General features: G+C 70.8%; 16 protein-coding genes. 13 read left to right on the top strand and 3 right to left on the bottom strand.

Going from position 1 to position 17,392, the window contains the following annotated elements; translation table 11 throughout:
- Nucleotides 1-115: 115 nt before the first annotated feature.
- From dxr to ACIP79_RS24850, 6 genes are all read left to right on the top strand, one after another.
- Nucleotides 116-1,390: a 1-deoxy-D-xylulose-5-phosphate reductoisomerase gene (dxr, locus tag ACIP79_RS24875; protein ID WP_383683675.1), complete on the top strand. Its 1,275-nt coding sequence runs from the start codon at nt 116-118 to the stop codon at nt 1,388-1,390.
- A complete protein-coding gene (locus ACIP79_RS24870; RefSeq protein WP_383683673.1) occupies nt 1,387-2,691 on the top strand; it encodes a M50 family metallopeptidase in 1,305 nt (434 codons plus the stop codon). The genes dxr and ACIP79_RS24870 overlap by 4 nt, the downstream gene beginning before the upstream one ends.
- A gap of 186 nt (nt 2,692-2,877) precedes the next feature.
- The gene (ispG, locus tag ACIP79_RS24865; protein ID WP_401226769.1) at nt 2,878-4,035 is read left to right on the top strand and encodes a flavodoxin-dependent (E)-4-hydroxy-3-methylbut-2-enyl-diphosphate synthase; all 1,158 of its coding nucleotides are present in this window, start codon (nt 2,878-2,880) and stop codon (nt 4,033-4,035) included.
- A 195-nt stretch (nt 4,036-4,230) separates the two neighbouring features.
- Nucleotides 4,231-5,079: a GNAT family N-acetyltransferase gene (locus ACIP79_RS24860; protein ID WP_401226767.1), complete on the top strand. Its 849-nt coding sequence runs from the start codon at nt 4,231-4,233 to the stop codon at nt 5,077-5,079.
- A 146-nt stretch (nt 5,080-5,225) separates the two neighbouring features.
- Nucleotides 5,226-5,795, top strand: coding sequence for a GNAT family N-acetyltransferase (locus ACIP79_RS24855; protein ID WP_401226765.1), 570 nt, complete (start codon nt 5,226-5,228; stop codon nt 5,793-5,795).
- An 81-nt stretch (nt 5,796-5,876) separates the two neighbouring features.
- The gene (locus ACIP79_RS24850; protein WP_401226764.1) at nt 5,877-7,568 is read left to right on the top strand and encodes a proline--tRNA ligase; all 1,692 of its coding nucleotides are present in this window, start codon (nt 5,877-5,879) and stop codon (nt 7,566-7,568) included.
- Between the two features lie 62 nt (nt 7,569-7,630).
- Here the strand turns inward: ACIP79_RS24850 and ACIP79_RS24845 are convergent, their stop codons facing one another.
- The 3 genes from ACIP79_RS24845 to ACIP79_RS24835 all read right to left on the bottom strand — a co-directional run bounded on the left by ACIP79_RS24845 (nt 7,631) and on the right by ACIP79_RS24835 (nt 9,633).
- Nucleotides 7,631-8,563 (bottom strand): aminoglycoside phosphotransferase family protein, encoded by a 933-nt coding sequence (locus ACIP79_RS24845; RefSeq protein ID WP_401226763.1) that lies wholly within the window; start codon nt 8,561-8,563, stop codon nt 7,631-7,633.
- A 27-nt stretch (nt 8,564-8,590) separates the two neighbouring features.
- Nucleotides 8,591-9,022 carry a ferritin-like domain-containing protein gene (locus ACIP79_RS24840; protein WP_401227027.1) on the bottom strand — a complete coding sequence of 144 codons (432 nt, stop codon included), beginning with the start codon at nt 9,020-9,022 and terminating at the stop codon, nt 8,591-8,593.
- Nucleotides 9,023-9,096: 74 nt separating this feature from the next.
- Complete coding sequence (locus tag ACIP79_RS24835) at nt 9,097-9,633, bottom strand: hypothetical protein (RefSeq protein WP_401226762.1); 537 nt, start codon at nt 9,631-9,633, stop codon at nt 9,097-9,099.
- Nucleotides 9,634-9,887: 254 nt separating this feature from the next.
- Here ACIP79_RS24835 and rimP point away from each other — a divergent pair, with 254 nt between their 5' ends.
- The 7 genes from rimP to truB all read left to right on the top strand — a co-directional run bounded on the left by rimP (nt 9,888) and on the right by truB (nt 17,237).
- Nucleotides 9,888-10,448, top strand: a complete 561-nt coding sequence (rimP, locus tag ACIP79_RS24830; RefSeq protein WP_401226761.1) for a ribosome maturation factor RimP — start codon at nt 9,888-9,890, stop codon at nt 10,446-10,448.
- A gap of 2 nt (nt 10,449-10,450) precedes the next feature.
- The gene (gene nusA, locus ACIP79_RS24825) at nt 10,451-11,461 is read left to right on the top strand and encodes a transcription termination factor NusA (RefSeq protein WP_383682431.1); all 1,011 of its coding nucleotides are present in this window, start codon (nt 10,451-10,453) and stop codon (nt 11,459-11,461) included.
- Between the two features lie 90 nt (nt 11,462-11,551).
- The gene (locus ACIP79_RS24820) at nt 11,552-11,830 is read left to right on the top strand and encodes a YlxR family protein (RefSeq protein ID WP_401226759.1); all 279 of its coding nucleotides are present in this window, start codon (nt 11,552-11,554) and stop codon (nt 11,828-11,830) included.
- Nucleotides 11,831-11,976: 146 nt separating this feature from the next.
- Nucleotides 11,977-15,156, top strand: a complete 3,180-nt coding sequence (infB, locus tag ACIP79_RS24815; protein WP_401226758.1) for a translation initiation factor IF-2 — start codon at nt 11,977-11,979, stop codon at nt 15,154-15,156.
- Nucleotides 15,157-15,431: 275 nt separating this feature from the next.
- Nucleotides 15,432-15,725 (top strand): DUF503 domain-containing protein, encoded by a 294-nt coding sequence (locus ACIP79_RS24810; protein ID WP_383682436.1) that lies wholly within the window; start codon nt 15,432-15,434, stop codon nt 15,723-15,725.
- 106 nt (nt 15,726-15,831) lie between these two features.
- Nucleotides 15,832-16,335 (top strand): 30S ribosome-binding factor RbfA, encoded by a 504-nt coding sequence (rbfA, locus tag ACIP79_RS24805; protein ID WP_401226757.1) that lies wholly within the window; start codon nt 15,832-15,834, stop codon nt 16,333-16,335.
- The gene (truB, locus tag ACIP79_RS24800; RefSeq protein WP_383682440.1) at nt 16,332-17,237 is read left to right on the top strand and encodes a tRNA pseudouridine(55) synthase TruB; all 906 of its coding nucleotides are present in this window, start codon (nt 16,332-16,334) and stop codon (nt 17,235-17,237) included. Before rbfA ends, truB begins: the two co-directional genes overlap by 4 nt.
- The last annotated feature ends 155 nt before the right edge of the window (nt 17,238-17,392 follow it).

Here is a 17,392-nt window from a genome sequence, read left to right as displayed (position 1 = left end):
TTCACGCTGGTTTCACAAAGGGTGATTTCCGTTCCTGCGGGGCGCGAGGGTGCTAAAGGGACCGGAAGAGGGGCGCACTGTCCTGCGCGGGACCCATTGCGGCCACAATGGGGGAATGAGCGACAGTCCAGCCCCCCTCGCCGATCCGCATCTTGTCTTCGACCCCGTGGAGGGAGTCCGGGATGTCGTGATCCTCGGCTCCACCGGCTCGATCGGCACCCAGGCCATCGACCTCGTGCTGCGCAACCCCGACCGGTTCCGGGTCACCGGACTCTCCGCCGCGGGCGGCAGGGTCGGCCTGCTCGCCGAACAGGCCCGCCTGCTGCGCGTGGAGAGGGTCGCCGTCGCGCGCGAGGACGTCGTACCGGCGCTGAAGGAGGCCCTCGCGGCGCAGTACGCCCCTGGTGAGCGGCTTCCGGAGATCCTCGCCGGGCCGACCGCGGCCACCCTGCTCGCCGCCTCCGCCTGCCACACCGTGCTGAACGGGATCACCGGGTCCATCGGCCTCGCGCCCACCCTCGCCGCCCTGGAGGCGGGCCGCACTCTCGCGCTCGCCAACAAGGAGTCGCTCATCGTCGGCGGCCCGCTGGTGAAGGCGCTGGCCAAGCCCGGCCAGATCATCCCGGTCGACTCCGAGCACGCCGCCCTGTTCCAGGCCCTCGCCTCGGGCACCCGGGCCGACGTACGCAAACTCGTCGTGACCGCTTCCGGGGGCCCCTTCCGGGGACGTACGAGATCCGAGCTGGCCGACGTCACCCCCGAGGCCGCACTGGCCCACCCCACCTGGGCGATGGGGCCGGTCATCACCATCAACTCCGCGACCCTGGTGAACAAGGGGCTCGAGGTCATCGAGGCGCACCTCCTCTACGACATTCCCTTCGAGCGGATTGAGGTGGTCGTGCACCCGCAGTCGTATGTCCACTCGATGGTTGAGTTCACCGACGGATCGACGATCGCCCAGGCGACGCCCCCCGACATGCGGGGGCCGATCGCCATCGGGCTCGGCTGGCCCGAGCGCGTGCCCGACGCGGCGCCCGCCTTCGACTGGACCAGGGCGTCGAGCTGGGAGTTCCACCCGCTCGACGACGAGGCGTTCCCCTCGGTCGCGCTCGCCCGGCACGTCGGGCGGCTCGCGGGCACGGCCCCGGCGGTGTTCAATGCCGCCAACGAGGAGTGTGTGGACGCGTTCCTGAACGGCGCGCTGCCCTTCCTCGGCATCATGGAGACTGTCACGCGAGTGGTCGAGGAACACGGCACGCCGGACACGGGAACTTCCCTGACCGTCGCGGACGTCCTTGAAGCGGAGACCTGGGCGCGTGCCCGGACCCGTGAACTGACGGCACAGACGAAACAGACGCCACAGGCGACAACCGCGGAGGCTCGTGCATGACGACCTTGATGATGATCCTCGGCATAGTCGTCTTCGTGGTCGGCCTGCTCATCTCGATCGCGTGGCACGAACTGGGACATCTGTCGACGGCCAAGCTCTTCGGCATCCGGGTGCCGCAGTACATGGTCGGCTTCGGACCGACCATCTTCTCGCGCCGCAAGGGCGACACCGAGTACGGCATCAAGGCGATCCCGCTCGGCGGCTACATCCGCATGATCGGCATGTTCCCGCCGGGCCCCGACGGCCGGATCGAGGCCCGCTCGACCTCCCCCTTCCGCGGCATGATCGAGGACGCCAGGTCCGCCGCGTTCGAGGAGCTCAAGCCGGGCGACGAGAACCGCCTCTTCTACACGCGCAAGCCGTGGAAGCGCGTGATCGTGATGTTCGCCGGCCCCTTCATGAACCTCATCCTGGCCGTCGCGATCTTCCTCGGCGTGATGATGACGTTCGGCATACAGACCCAGACCACCACCGTCGGCAAGGTCTCCGACTGCGTCATCCAGGGCAGCGAGAACCGCACCAAGTGCGCGAGCGGCGACCAGGCCGCGCCCGCCAAGGCCGCCGGACTCCAGGGCGGCGACAAGATCGTCGCCTTCGACGGCAAGGCGGTCCAGGACTGGTCGACCCTCCAGTCCGACATCCGCGCCAACCCCGGCAAGGACGTCACCCTCACCGTCGAGCGCAAGGGCGAGCAGGTCGACCTGACCGCCCACCTGATCAGGAACCAGGTCAGCAAGAGCGACGGCGACGGCGGCTATGTCGAGGGCCAGTACGTGTACGCAGGCTTCCTCGGCTTCACACCCGCCACCGGCATCGTCGAGCAGTCCTTCGGCCAGTCCGTGGACCGCATGGGCGAGATGATGCAGAACGGCGTGGAGTCGCTGATCGCCCTGCCCAGCAAGGTCCCGGCCCTGTGGGACGCGGCCTTCGGGGACGGCCCGCGCGAGGCCGACTCCCCGATGGGCGTGGTCGGCGCGGCCCGCATCGGCGGCGATGTCTTCACCCTCGACATCCCGGCGTCCCAGCAGGTCGCGATGATGCTGTTCCTGGTGGCCGGCTTCAACCTCTCACTGTTCCTGTTCAACATGCTCCCGCTGCTCCCGCTCGACGGCGGGCACATCGCGGGCGCGCTGTGGGAGTCGCTGCGCCGGAACCTGGCGAAGGTGCTGCGGCGCCCCGACCCGGGCCCCTTCGACGTCGCCAAGCTGATGCCCGTCGCCTATGTGGTGGCCAGCGTCTTCATCTGCTTCACGATCCTGGTGCTGATCGCCGACGTCGTTAACCCGGTGAAAATCTCCTAGCCGGGCGGTGTTCGCGGCGGCCGGGCAGAGTGACTGCCCGGCCGCCCACCGCTGTGTGGGCCCGGCCACCCACTAATGAGTGCGTTTACAAGCGGGATGTGCCCGGCCGCCTACCGGTGCCGTAATCTCGAAGCCTGGAGCCCACGATTCCGGGACCTTGATCCACAACTTGGGGTTGCACAGCAGATGACTGCGATTTCTCTCGGCATGCCGTCCGTTCCGACCAAGCTGGCCGAACGCCGCAAGACCCGGCAGATCATGGTCGGAAGCGTGCCCGTGGGTGGAGACGCCCCGATCTCCGTGCAGTCGATGACCACGACGCGTACGTCGGACATCGGCGCCACGCTCCAGCAGATCGCCGAGCTGACCGCGTCCGGCTGCCAGATCGTCCGGGTCGCCTGCCCGACCCAGGACGACGCCGACGCCCTCGCGGTCATCGCGAAGAAGTCCCAGATCCCCGTCATCGCGGACATCCACTTCCAGCCGAAGTACGTCTTCGCCGCGATCAACGCGGGCTGCGCGGCCGTGCGGGTCAACCCGGGCAACATCAAGCAGTTCGACGACCAGGTCAAGGAGATCGCGCGGGCCGCCAAGGACACCGGCACCCCGATCCGCATCGGCGTCAACGCGGGCTCGCTGGACCAGCGGTTGCTGAAGAAGTACGGCAAGGCGACGCCCGAGGCGCTCGTCGAGTCCGCCCTCTGGGAGGCGTCCCTCTTCGAGGAGCACGACTTCCGGGACATCAAGATCTCGGTCAAGCACAACGACCCGGTCGTCATGGTCAACGCCTACCGTCAGCTCTCGCAGGCCTGCGACTACCCCCTCCACCTCGGTGTCACCGAGGCAGGACCCGCCTTCCAGGGCACCATCAAGTCGGCGGTGGCCTTCGGCGCCCTGCTGAGCGAGGGCATCGGCGACACGATCCGCGTCTCCCTCTCGGCGCCGCCCGCCGAGGAGGTCAAGGTCGGCATGCAGATCCTGGAGTCGCTGAACCTGAAGCAGCGCCGCCTGGAGATCGTCTCCTGCCCCTCCTGCGGCCGCGCCCAGGTCGACGTGTACAAGCTGGCCGAGGAAGTCACCGCGGGCCTCGACGGCATGGAGGTCCCGCTCCGCGTCGCCGTCATGGGCTGCGTCGTCAACGGCCCCGGCGAGGCCCGCGAGGCCGACCTCGGCGTCGCCTCCGGCAATGGCAAGGGCCAGATCTTCGTCAAGGGCGAGGTCATCAAGACCGTCCCCGAGTCGAAGATCGTCGAGACGCTCATCGAGGAGGCGCTGAAGATCGCCGAGGAGATGGAGGCGGCCGGCGTCGCTTCGGGCGAGCCGTCGGTCTCGGTGGCCGGCTGAAGATCCTCCAGCCCGTCCGGCGTCTGAGGACGAGCGCGAAGCGCGACAGCGGGGGTCCGGGGGCGCAGCCCCCGGATAGGGGACGGGAAGGGGCGGAGGGGGCGGAGAACCTCCTCCCACCCGCGGGGCGGCGCCGCTGAACCTCGCCAGGTACAGTGCGGAGATCAGCAGATCCGCATGGTGAGGCCCCCGCACGTGTTGACCCAGACCACCACCAGGGTCCTCGAACCGAGTGACCTGGACGCCGCGCTCGCAGTCCTGGACAGCGAGCCGGTGGCGAACGCGTTCGTCGCCTCCCGCGTCCAGATCGCCGGCCTCGACCCCTGGCGCCTGGGCGGCGAGATGTGGGGCTGGTACGAGGACGGCATGCTCCGCTCCCTCTGCTACGCGGGCGCCAACCTGGTGCCGATCTGCGCGACCCCCCGAGCCGTCCGCGGCTTCGCCGACCGCGCCCGCAGGGCAGGCCGTCGCTGCTCCTCGATCGTCGGCCCGGCCGAGGCCACCGCCAGGCTGTGGCGCCTGCTCGAACCGAACTGGGGCCCGGCCCGCGAGGTCCGCACCCACCAGCCCCTGATGGTCACCGACCGGCTCCCCACCGACATCGCCCCGGATCCCTACGTCCGCCGCGTCCGCAAGGACGAGATGGAGACGATCATGCCGGCGTGCGTGGCGATGTTCACCGAGGAGGTCGGCGTCTCGCCGCTCGCCGGTGACGGCGGGCTGCTCTACCAGGCCCGGGTCGCCGAACTCGTCGGCTCCGGCCGCTCCTTCGCCCGCGTCGACCAGTACGGCAAGGTCGTCTTCAAGGCCGAGATCGGCGCCGCCACGACACACGCCTGCCAGATCCAGGGCGTCTGGGTCGCCCCCGAATACCGGGGACAGGGACTCGCGGCCCCGGGCATGGCCGCCGTCCTGCGCTACGCCCTCGCGGACGTCGCCCCGGTCGCCAGCCTCTACGTCAACGACTTCAACACGGCCGCGCGGCGCACCTACCAGAGGGTGGGCTTCCAGGAGGTCGGCGCCTTCATGAGCGTGCTGTTCTAGCCGGGCGCCTTCATGAGCGTGCTGTTCTAGCCCGGCGCGTTCATGAGCGTGCTGTTCTGGCCCGGCGCCCTTCCCGGACCGTTCTGTTCCGGCCGCGGCCCGGCGGACAGTTCTGAGCCACGGACCAGGCCTGTAGTCTCCCCGGCATGCTGCGCTTCCCCGGTCAGGGCCCCCGTACCCCCGACGACGTGGTCATCGGCCCGCTGGATCTCGCTGCCCGCGTCGACGAGGCCCTCGCCGTGCAGGCCCTCGCCTTCGGACTCGGCACCGACGAGATCGCCGTACGACGACAGATCGTGCTGCGGCACCTGAGCTATCCGGGAGCCCGCGCGCTCGGCGCCACCACCGCCGACGGCCGGCTCGTCGGCTTCGTCTACGGCATGCCGAACGACCGCACGCACTGGTGGTCCACCGTCGTGGAGCCGTATCTGCGCGGCCAGGGCCACGACGGCTGGCTCGACGACTCCTTCGTGATCACCGAACTCCACGTCCACCCGCGGTACCAGAACCGCGGTGTGGGCCGGGCGCTGATCACGGTCATCACGGACGGCGTCGCCGAACCCCGGTCGATCCTCTCCGCCATCGACACGGACAGCCCGGCACGCGGCCTGTACCACTCCCTCGGGTACGAGGATCTGGCCAGGCAGGTTCTGTTCCCCAGCGCTCCGAAGCCGTACGCCGTGATGGGCGCTCCGCTGCCGCTGCGGCGCCGCTGACGGCGAAACGGATTTCCGGGGACGGCGGGCCCCCGGCTAACCTCCTTGCCATCACCACTTACGCAGCAGGAGTCAACAATCATGGCCCAGGTCCAGCGCATGTCCCGTTTGATGGTCAAGACACTGCGTGACGACCCGGCGGACGCCGAGACGCTCAGCCACAAGCTGCTCGTCCGCGCCGGCTATGTGCGCCGCACCTCCGCGGGCATCTGGACCTGGCTGCCGCTGGGCAAGAAGGTCCTCGACAACGTCTCCCGGGTCGTCCGCGAGGAGATGGACGCCATCGGAGCGCAGGAGGTCCTCCTCCCCGCCCTGCTGCCCAAGGAGCCGTACGAGGCCTCCGGCCGCTGGCAGGAGTACGGCGACCTGCTCTTCCGTCTCAAGGACCGCAAGGGCGCCGACTACCTGCTCGGCCCGACCCACGAGGAGATCTTCACGCTCCTGGTGAAGGACCAGGCGTCCTCCTACAAGGACCTGCCGGTCATGCTCTACCAGATCCAGACGAAGTACCGGGACGAGGCCCGCCCGCGCTCCGGCGTGCTGCGCGGCCGCGAGTTCCAGATGAAGGACTCGTACTCCTTCGACACCACCGACGAGGGCCTCGCGCAGTCGTACGCCCTGCACCGCGCCGCCTACCAGAAGATCTTCGAGCGCCTCGGCCTCGACTACCGCATCGTCTCCGCCGTCTCCGGCGCGATGGGCGGCTCGGCGTCCGAGGAGTTCCTCGCCCCGGCCGCCGCCGGTGAGGACACTTTCGTGGACTGCCCGGCCTGCGACTACGCGGCGAACACGGAGGCCGTCACCTTCAAGCTGACGCCCGTCGCCGAGGAGCACGGCCCGGTCGAGGAGCTCGACACCCCCGACACCCCCACCATCGAGTCCCTCGCCCAGCACCTCGGCGTCCCGGCCTCCGCGACTCTCAAGAACCTCCTGGTCAAGGTGGACGGCGAGATCGTCGCCGTCGGCGTCCCCGGCGACCGCGAGGTCGACCTCGGCAAGCTCGGCGAGCACCTCGCACCCGCCGTCGTGGAACTGGTGACGGCCGAGGACTTCGAGGGCCGCGAGGACCTCGTACGCGGTTACGTCGGCCCGCAGGGCCTGGAGAAGGTCCGTTACATCGCCGACCCGCGGGTGGCCCCCGGCACCGCGTGGATCACCGGCGCGAACAAGGCCGACACCCACGCGAAGAACGTCGTCGCCGGCCGTGACTTCGAGGTCGACGACTACCTCGACGTCGTCGTGGTCGAGGAGGGCGACCCCTGCCCCTCCTGCGGCACCGGCCTCAAGCTGGACCGCGCCATCGAGATCGGCCACATCTTCCAGCTCGGCCGCAAGTACGCCGACACCTTCCAGCTCGACGTACTCGGCCAGCAGGGCAAGCCCGTCCGCGTGACCATGGGTTCGTACGGCATCGGCGTCTCGCGCGCCGTCGCGGCCCTGGCCGAGCAGACCGCGGACGGTCAGGGGCTGTGCTGGCCCAAGGAGATCGCGCCGGCCGACGTGCACGTCGTCGCGGCGGGCAAGGCCCTCCAGACCGAGCTGGCCCTCGATGTCTCCGAGAAGCTCGGCGCCGCCGGTGTCCGTGTCCTGGTCGACGACCGGGCCGGCGTCTCGCCGGGCGTGAAGTTCACGGACGCCGAACTCCTCGGCGTACCGCAGATCCTGGTCGCCGGACGGCGCTCGGCCGAGGGCGTCGTGGAGCTCAAGGACCGCCGCACCGGCGAGCGCGAGGAGCTGACGGTCGACGAGGCCATCGCCCGCCTGACCGCGTAGGCACGGCTGAGGCCGTGGAGAAGGCGGCCCGCCTTCTCCACGGCCCGCTTCACACAAGGGCCTCAGAGCCAGCCCGCGAACTCCAGCAGCAGCTCCGCGTCCTGCGCACGCCCGACCCGCCGGGCCCGTACGCCGGACTCGACCGCCCGGAACAGGGTCCAGCCGCGCAACCGCTCCTGGTCCACGTCCAGCGACTCGGCGAGCCGCTTCACCCGCCGACGCGTGGTCGAGGACCCCGAGGGCGAGGCGATCAGATCCTCCACCCGGTCGCGGACCAGCCGGGCCAGATCGAAGGCGCACTCGCCGACCACCGGGTCGGGACCCACGGCCAGCCACGGCGAGCGCTCACCGGCGAGCACCTTGCTCTGCCGGAAGGTGCCGTGCAGCAACCGCTCCTCGGGCGGGCCGGCGAGCAGCTCCTCGCGGGCCGTGAGCGCCGCGTCCACCAGGGCCGCGACCTCCGGGTCGGCGCCCGCGGACGCCCGCATCACCGCCGCCTGCCGCCCGGTCCGCTCGGCGACGGTCTCGAAGGCGTACCCGGCGGGCGGCTCGACCCACAGCCGCCGTAGGGTTCCGGCGGCCTCCAGCAGGGCCTTCGCCTCCGGCAGCGACCGCACCGACAGATCGGGGCGGAGCCGCTCCAGCAGCAGTACGCCGGGAGCGTCGCCGGGGTCGTCGAGGAGCTGCACCGCACCCCGGCCGTCCCAATGGGCGAGAGCGGCCCGCTCACTCTCCGGACGGGCCCGCTCGGGCGCCAGCTTCAGCACCGCCGGTGTGCCGTCGGCCCGCCCGACCAGCACCACCAGGCTGCTGCGACCGCCGGGCGCCTGCACCCGTTCCACGGTCAACTCGCGTAGATCGACCGCCTGTTGCGCCAGTACGGGCAGCTTGTCCAGCCACTCGCCCGACCCGCCGTTCCCCTCCGTACCGTCGGCTCCGCTGAGGTGCGTCTCGCCGAGCGCCCGTACGAGACGCGGCGGCGGTTCGAAAGGCATGCGCGAGTGGTTCCCTTCCAGCTGGCGTTACGACGGCGAGGGCGCCGACGAGGACGGGGTGGCCGCCCGCTCGGCGAGCCCAGGGAAGGCTACGCTCTCGCCGCGCCACCGCACCGCCCGTACCGCCGCCTCGCGCAACGCCTCGGCCGCCGCGGCCCGCCGGTCGCCGGTGGTGGCCCGGACGAGATCGGAGTACACGCCGGCCACCCGTTCCTCCAACCGCGCCGCGAGGCGCACGGCCGCGCCGGAGTCCTTCACCCGGAACGGCAGCGCGTAGGCGGGCGCCGCGGCGTCGGGCGTGCCGCCCAGGTCCCGCACGGCACGCGCCAGTTCGTCCCGCCGCGCCCGGTGGGCGTCGTACGCGGCGCGGGCGTCCGTCCTGCGTGCCGCCTCGACCTTCCCGCCGACCACGCCGTACCCGTAGACGACGGCGTGCTCGGCGCCGAGCGCGGCCTGCAGAGCCTTGAGTTCCGCGGCCCTGGCCTCCTTCGCTTCCTTCGAACCCTTGGTTCCGCCGCTGTCCTTGGTGTCGCTCACTTCGTCCCCTCCGTCAGCAAGAAGGCGTGGGCCGCGCCGGCCGCCGCGACCGAGGCCAGCAGTCTGGCCAGCTCTCCCGGAACCTCCAGGAGGGTCTTCGCGCGCTGGTCAGCCAGGGTGCGCTCGGCCGCCGCGAGGCCTGCGAGGGCGCCCTTCTGGTCGACCGGCGCGGTGGGGGAGGCACTGGCCGACGCGGAGGCGGAGGCGGAAGCCGACGGCGACGCCGAAGCCGACGCGTCCTCCGCCGTGCCGAACGCCGCCGCGTGCCGCAGGACCTCCGCCCGCAGCGGGCGCAGGCGTTCCGCCAGTGCCGGGTGCGCGGTGATCACGGTCGCGTACCGTTCCGCGAGCGCCAGGCTGTCCAGGGCCCCACGCGCGCGTGCCCGGTCGGCGGCCGACGGGCTCCCGCCGGTGGTGTCGGTGGAGGACTCGGGGGAGGAGCAGCCCGCGAGCGCCAAGGCACCCGCGGCCGACGCCAGCAGGGTCCTTCGGCGCGGGCCCGAAAGGGTGCGCGACGGCGGGGTGAACGGCACGGGAGACGTCCTCGGCAGGCTCGTACGAAGGGAGAGGGCTGCACGCCCGTGATCACGGTACCCGCGCCCCGGCCGATCCCCTGCCAGCGGCTCCCGCGGACCGTGGGTTCCCGGCCGGTTTCCTCCGTCCCGCCCGCCCCGCGCCCCGTCCGGCCACGTCGGGATGGACGGCAACACCCCCGGCGACCGGATACCCTTTGACCTGACACACGAGACCTACCCACAACAGCACACGCGGCCGAGGAGTCACCCGGATGAGCACCACCCAGAGCGAGAGGCTGCGAGAACTGCTGGAACCGCTCGTCAGCTCTCAGGGACTCGATCTCGAAGAGGTCGAGGTCGACTCGGTGGGACGCAAGCGGGTGCTGCGGGTCGTCGTCGACTCGGACACGGGCGCCGACCTCGACCAGATCGCCGATGTGAGCCGCGCGCTCTCGGCGAAGCTGGACGAGACGGACGCGATGGGCCAGGGCGAGTACACCCTGGAGGTCGGAACCCCCGGTGCCGAGCGTGAGCTCAAGGAGCACCGCCACTACGTACGCGCCACGGACCGCCTGGTGAAGTTCCAGCTGACCGAGGGCGACGAGCTGGTCGCCCGGATCCTGACGGTGGACGACACCGGGGTCGACGTCGAGGTGCCCGGCGTGAAGGGGCGCAAGCCCACCGCGAAGCGGCTCGCCTTCGAGGACATCGCCAAGGCGCGTGTCCAGGTCGAGTTCAACCGCAAGAACAAGAACGACGCGCAGGACGCAGAGGACGAGCAGGACGTGCAGTCAGAGCAGGAATCGCACGAAGAGAACGCAGAGGAGGCGTAGCCGTGGACATCGACATGAGTGCCCTGCGGGGTTTGGTACGGGAGAAGGAGATCTCCTTCGACCTGCTGGTCGAGGCGATCGAGTCGGCCCTCCTCATCGCATACCACCGCACCGAGGGAAGCCGCCGGCACGCGCGCGTGAAGCTCGACCGGGAGACCGGCCACGTGACCGTGTGGGCGAAGGAGGACCCCGAGGACATCGAGGAGGGGCAGGAGGCGCGCGAGTTCGACGACACCCCCTCCGGGTTCGGCCGGATCGCCGCGACGACCGCCAAGCAGGTCATCCTCCAGCGCCTGCGGGACGCCGAGGACGACGCGACGCTCGGCGAGTACGCGGGCCGCGAGGGCGACATCGTCACCGGTGTCGTGCAGCAGGGCCGCGACCCGAAGAACGTGCTCGTGGACATCGGCAAGCTGGAGGCCATCCTGCCCGTGCAGGAGCAGGTCCCCGGTGAGACCTACACGCACGGCCTGCGCCTGCGCAGTTACGTGGTCCGGGTGGCGAAGGGTGTCCGCGGCCCGTCCGTGACGCTCTCGCGCACCCACCCCAGCCTGGTGAAGAAGCTGTTCGCGCTGGAGGTGCCGGAGATCGCCGACGGTTCCGTCGAGATCGCCGCCATCGCGCGCGAGGCCGGCCACCGTACGAAGATCGCCGTCCGCTCCACCCGGTCCGGGCTCAACCCCAAGGGCGCCTGCATCGGCCCCATGGGCAGCCGGGTGCGCAACGTGATGGCCGAGCTGAACGGCGAGAAGATCGACATCGTCGACTGGGCGGACGACCCGGCGGAGATGGTCGCGAACGCGCTGTCCCCGGCCCGCGTCTCCAAGGTCGAGGTCGTCGACCTCGCGGCCCGTTCCGCGCGGGTGACCGTTCCCGACTACCAGCTGTCGCTGGCGATCGGCAAGGAAGGGCAGAACGCCCGCCTCGCGGCCCGCCTCACGGGCTGGCGGATCGACATCCGTCCGGACACCGAACAGCCGTCCGAGCAGCGCGGGGACCAGTCCGGGGAATAGATCCAAGCCGCGGGTGGCTTAGATCACGACAACAACCGTTCGATTATTGCCCCGAAGGGGTGAGGTCGGTACGGGGAGGTAGACTTAAGAGTGTCTGGCCGGACGCGAGCCCGCGCATGCCCTGAACGCACCTGTGTGGGGTGCCGGGAGCGAGCGGCCAAGAAGGATCTGCTGCGCATCGTGGCGGTCGAGGGTGAATGCGTCCCCGATCATCGCGGTACGCTGCCCGGCCGGGGTGCGTATGTACACCCCGCCCTGGTCTGCTTCGACCTGGCGGTCCGCCGCCGGGCGTTCCCACGGGCGCTGCGCGTCCAGGGACCGCTCGACAGCAAGGCGTTGCGCCACTGCGTCGAGCAGGCAACACCGTAAGACGTGTCGCACGGAACCCCCGTGCGGCCCTGGTACCCCGCGAGTTGGAAGTAGGTCGAGATTGCGATGAGCACTCGATGAGCACGCGATGAGTACGCCCATGAAGTAGCGACGGTCCGGACGCACCCGGACCTAAAAGGAGCGAAGTGGCTAAGGTCCGGGTATACGAACTCGCCAAGGAGTTCGGGGTTGAGAGCAAGGTCGTCATGGCCAAGCTCCAGGAACTCGGTGAGTTCGTCCGTTCGGCGTCCTCGACCATCGAGGCGCCCGTTGTACGCAAACTGACAGACGCCCTCCAGCAGGGCAACGGCGGCGGCAAGCCGGCGCCGCGCAAGGCCGCGCCCGCCAAGCCGGGCGCGCCTTCTCCCGCGCAGGCGGCCCGTCCGGCCGCCCCGCGTCCGCCGGCTCCCAAGCCGGCCGTGGCCGAGAAGCCCGCGGAGGCCGCACCGGTCACCCCGGTCACTCCGGCCGTGCCGTCCACTCCGGCCTCGGGCCCGCGTCCGGGTCCCAAGCCCGCGCCGAAGCCCGCTCCGGCGGCTCCGGCTCCGGTCGCGGCCGAGTTCACGGCGCCCCCGTCGGCTCCCGCGGCCCCGGCCGCCGGTGCCGCACGTCCGGCTGCCGCCCGCCCCGGTGCTCCGAAGCCCGCGGGTGCTCGTCCTGCCGGTCCCGCCCAGGGTGGTCAGCCTCGCGGCGACCGTCCCGAGCGTGCCGACCGCCCCGACCGTGGCGACCGTCAGGGCGCTCCGCGTCCGGGTGGCCAGGGTGCGCGTCCCGGTGCTCGTCCGGCCGGCCCGCGTCCGGGCAACAACCCGTTCACCTCTGGTGGCTCCACCGGTATGGCGCGCCCGCAGGCGCCCCGTCCGGGCGGTGCCCCGCGTCCGGGTGGCGCAGGCGCCCCCGGCGCCCCGCGTCCGCAGGGCGCGGGTCAGGACCGTGGTGACCGCGGTCCCCGTCCGCAGGGCGGCCCCGGCGGCGCTCCGCGTCCGCAGGGCGGTCCGGGCGGTGCCCGTCCGACCCCCGGTGGCATGCCCCGTCCGCAGGGTGGCGCTCCGCGTCCCGGCGGCGGCCCCGGCGGTAACCGTCCCAACCCCGGCATGATGCCGCAGCGTCCTGCCGCGGGCAGCCCGCGTCCCGGTGGCGGTGGCCCCGGTGGCGGTCGTGGTCCCGGCGGCGGTGGCGGTCGTCCCGGCGGTGCCGGTGGCGGTCGTCCCGGTGGCGGCGGCGGCGGTTTCGCCGGTCGTCCGGCCGGTCCCGGTGGCGGTGGCGGCGGTTTCGCCGGTCGTCCCGGTGGTCCGGGTGGCGGCGGCGGTGGCTTCGCCGGTCGTCCCGGTGGTCCCGGTGGCGGCGGCGGTCGTCCCGGCTTCGGTGGTCGTCCGGGCGGTCCCGGTGGCCGTGGTGGCACACAGGGCGCCTTCGGCCGTCCCGGTGGTCCCGCGCGTCGTGGCCGCAAGTCGAAGCGGCAGAGGCGCCAGGAGTACGAGGCCATGCAGGCCCCGTCGGTCGGCGGCGTCATGCTGCCTCGCGGCAACGGACAGTCCGTCCGCCTGTCGCGCGGTGCCTCGCTCACCGACTTCGCCGAGAAGATCGGCGCCAACCCGGCGTCGCTCGTCGGCGTGATGATGAACCTCGGCGAGATGGTCACTGCCACGCAGTCCGTCTCCGACGAGACGCTGAAGCTCCTCGCGGACGAGATGAACTTCGTCCTCGAGATCGTCAGCCCCGAGGAGGAGGACCGCGAGCTGCTCGAGTCCTTCGACATCGAGTTCGGCGAGGACGAGGGCGACGAGGACGACCTCGTGGTCCGTCCGCCGGTCGTGACCGTCATGGGTCACGTCGACCACGGTAAGACCCGCCTTCTCGACACCATCCGCAAGACGAACGTCGTCGCGGGCGAGGCCGGCGGTATCACGCAGCACATCGGCGCGTACCAGGTCGCGACCGAGGTCAACGGTGAAGAGCGCAGGATCACCTTCATCGACACCCCCGGTCACGAGGCGTTCACCGCCATGCGTGCCCGTGGTGCCAAGTCGACCGACATCGCGATCCTCGTGGTGGCGGCCAACGACGGTGTGATGCCCCAGACGATCGAGGCGTTGAACCACGCCAAGGCGGCCGACGTGCCGATCGTGGTCGCGGTCAACAAGATCGACGTCGAGGGCGCCGACCCGACCAAGGTGCGCGGTCAGCTCACCGAGTTCGGTCTGGTGGCCGAGGAGTACGGCGGCGACACGATGTTCGTCGACATCTCCGCCAAGCAGGGACTCAACATCGAGAGCCTGCTGGAGGCCGTGGTCCTGACCGCGGACGCCTCGCTCGACCTGCGGGCCAACCCGGAGCAGGACGCGCAGGGTATTGCGATCGAGTCCCACCTCGACCGCGGCCGCGGTGCCGTTTCGACGGTCCTGGTCCAGCGCGGCACGCTGCGCATCGGCGACACCATGGTGGTCGGCGACGCGTACGGCCGTGTCCGGGCGATGCTCGACGACAACGGCAACAACGTCGAGGAAGCGGGTCCGTCGACCCCCGTCCTGGTCCTGGGTCTCACCAACGTCCCGGGCGCCGGCGACAACTTCCTGGTCGTCGACGAGGACCGCACGGCGCGTCAGATCGCTGAGAAGCGCGCGGCGCGTGAGCGCAACGCCAACTTCGCCAGGCGCGGAGTCCGGTTCTCCCTGGAGAACCTGGACGAGGCCCTCAAGGCCGGTCTGGTGCAGGAACTCAACCTCATCATCAAGGGCGACGCGTCCGGTTCGGTGGAGGCTCTCGAGTCCTCGCTGCTCCAGCTCGACGTCGGCGAAGAGGTCGACATCCGTGTCCTGCACCGCGGTGTGGGTGCGGTCACCGAGTCGGACATCAACCTGGCGACCGGCTCCGACGCCATCGTCATCGGCTTCAACGTCCGCGCAGCGGGCCGAGCGGCGCAGATGGCGGAGCGCGAGGGCGTCGACGTCCGGTACTACTCGGTGATCTACCAGGCCATCGAGGAGATCGAGGCGGCCCTCAAGGGCATGCTCAAGCCGGAGTACGAGGAGGTCGAGCTCGGCACGGCGGAGATCCGCGAGGTCTTCAAGTCGTCCAAGCTGGGCAACATCGCCGGTGTCCTGGTCCGCTCGGGCGAGGTCAAGCGCAACACCAAGGCGCGCCTCATCCGCGACGGCAAGGTCATCGCGGAGAGCCTCAACATCTCCGGGCTGCGTCGCTTCAAGGACGACGTCACCGAGATCCGCGAAGGGTTCGAGGGCGGTATCAACCTCGGCAACTTCAACGACATCAAGGTCGACGACGTCATCGCGACGTACGAGATGCGCGAGAAGCCGCGCTCGTAGAGTGATGGTGTGAGCTGGCCGGCGGTGACAAGTCACCGCCGGCCAGCTCGCCGCTTTTCAGGGGCGCGGGGAACTGCGCGACAAGCCCCCACCGGCCGACAGCCGAAGAACAGCCGAGGGGGTCCGGGGCACAGCCCCGGAAGGACGGGACGGGTAGGGGCGGCGGGGGCGAAAACCCCGTCGAGAGGGCCGGGACTTCGTTGTACGGTTCTGATGTCCCTGCCAAGCGCATTGGCAGGCCGTCTATCCCGTACCGGCGGGACATCCGGATACACATGTACGTGGGGACGCTGTCCTTCGATCTGCTCCTCGGCGATGTCCACTCGCTCAAGGAGAAACGCTCCCTCGTCCGGCCCATCGTCGCCGAACTTCAGCGGAAGTACGCGGTGAGCGTGGCGGAGACGGGAAACCAGGACCTGCACCGCAGGGCCGAGATCGGCCTCGCGGTGGTCTCCGGGGACACCGAGCACCTCACCGACGTGCTGGACCGATGTGAACGGCTCGTCGCGGCCCGGCCGGAGGTGGACCTGCTGTCGGTACGGCGCAGACTCCACACGGACGACGACTGACGACGTCCGATGACGACGTCCGACCAGGACGGTATTCGTCCGACCAGGACCGACGACGTCCGACGTAGACCGACGAAACAAGCAAGGCGAAGAAGGAGACGGACCAGTGGCCGACAACGCGCGGGCTAAGAGGCTGGCGGACCTCATCCGAGAGGTGGTGGCCAAGAAGCTGCAGCGCGGGATCAAGGACCCGCGGCTCGGCACCCACGTCACCATCACGGACACCCGGGTCACGGGTGATCTGCGGGAGGCGACCGTCTTCTACACGGTCTACGGGGACGACGAGGCGCGGGCCGAGGCCGCGGCGGGCCTGGAGAGCGCCAAGGGCGTGCTCCGCTCCGCGGTCGGCGCCGCGGCGGGTGTGAAGTTCACGCCGACGCTGACCTTCGTCGCGGACGCCCTGCCGGACACCGCCAAGACCATCGAGGACCTGCTCGACAAGGCACGGGCCTCGGACGAGAAGGTGCGTGAGGTCTCCTCCGGCGCGAAGTACGCCGGTGACGCGGACCCGTACAAGAAGCCCGACTCTGACGAAGAGCCCGACTCCGACGAAGAGCCCGACTCCGTCGAAGACCCGGAAGACGACGAGACGGACGACGCCACCGGATGACCGAGAAGCACCGGACGCCCGACGGACTTGTCATCGTCGACAAGCCGTCGGGCTTCACCTCGCACGACGTGGTGGCCAAGATGCGCGGGATCGCCAAGACCCGCCGCGTCGGACACGCGGGCACCCTCGACCCGATGGCTACGGGCGTACTCGTCCTCGGCGTCGAGAAGGCGACCAAGCTCCTCGGGCACCTCGCGCTCACCGAGAAGGAGTATCTGGGGACCGTCAGGCTCGGGCAGAACACGCTGACGGACGACGCCGAGGGTGACATCACGTCGTCCACGGACGCGTCCGGCATCGCGCGGGACGCCGTCGACGCCGGCATCGCCAAGCTGACCGGCGACATCATGCAGGTGCCGTCCAAGGTCAGCGCCATCAAGATCAACGGGGTGCGCTCGTACAAGCGGGCGCGCGACGGAGAGGACTTCGAGATCCCGGCAAGGCCGGTGCGGATCTCGTCGTTCTCGGTGTACGACGTCCGCGACGCCGTCGCCGAGGACGGCACCCCGGTCCTCGACCTGGTGGTGTCCGTGGTCTGCTCCTCCGGCACCTACATCCGGGCGCTCGCCCGTGACCTGGGCGCGGACCTCGGCGTCGGCGGTCACCTCACCGCGCTGCGCCGCACCCGCGTCGGCCCGTACAAGCTGGACTCCGCGCGCACTCTGGACCAGCTCCAGCAGGAGCTGACCGTGATGCCGGTCGCGGACGCCGCCACGGCCGCGTTCCCGCGCTGGAACGTCGACGACAGACGGGCGAAGCTGCTGCTGAACGGCGTGCGGCTGGAGATGCCCGAGGAGTACGCCGGTCGCGGCGCCGTCGCGGTCTTCGACCCCGAGGGGCGCTTCCTGGCGCTGGTGGAGGACCAGAAGGGCAAGGCCAAGAGCCTCGCGGTCTTCGGCTGACGCCGACAGCGCCGCCGGAGCGCTCTGTCCGCCCACCCGTGGAGCGGCGATCACGGGGTCTCGTGCCCGCCGCTCCACGGTCCCCCCTCGGTTCCCCCACCCAAGGGTTTATCCATCCGCACTCGTCCATTCACCCCATCGAGCAGGCGCTCGGA

The organism is Streptomyces sp. NPDC088747, from assembly GCF_044751025.1.
Classification (GTDB): domain Bacteria; phylum Actinomycetota; class Actinomycetes; order Streptomycetales; family Streptomycetaceae; genus Streptomyces.
The sequence above is the reverse complement of the archived record's forward strand: the minus strand, read 5'-3'. Positions and strand labels throughout refer to the sequence as shown.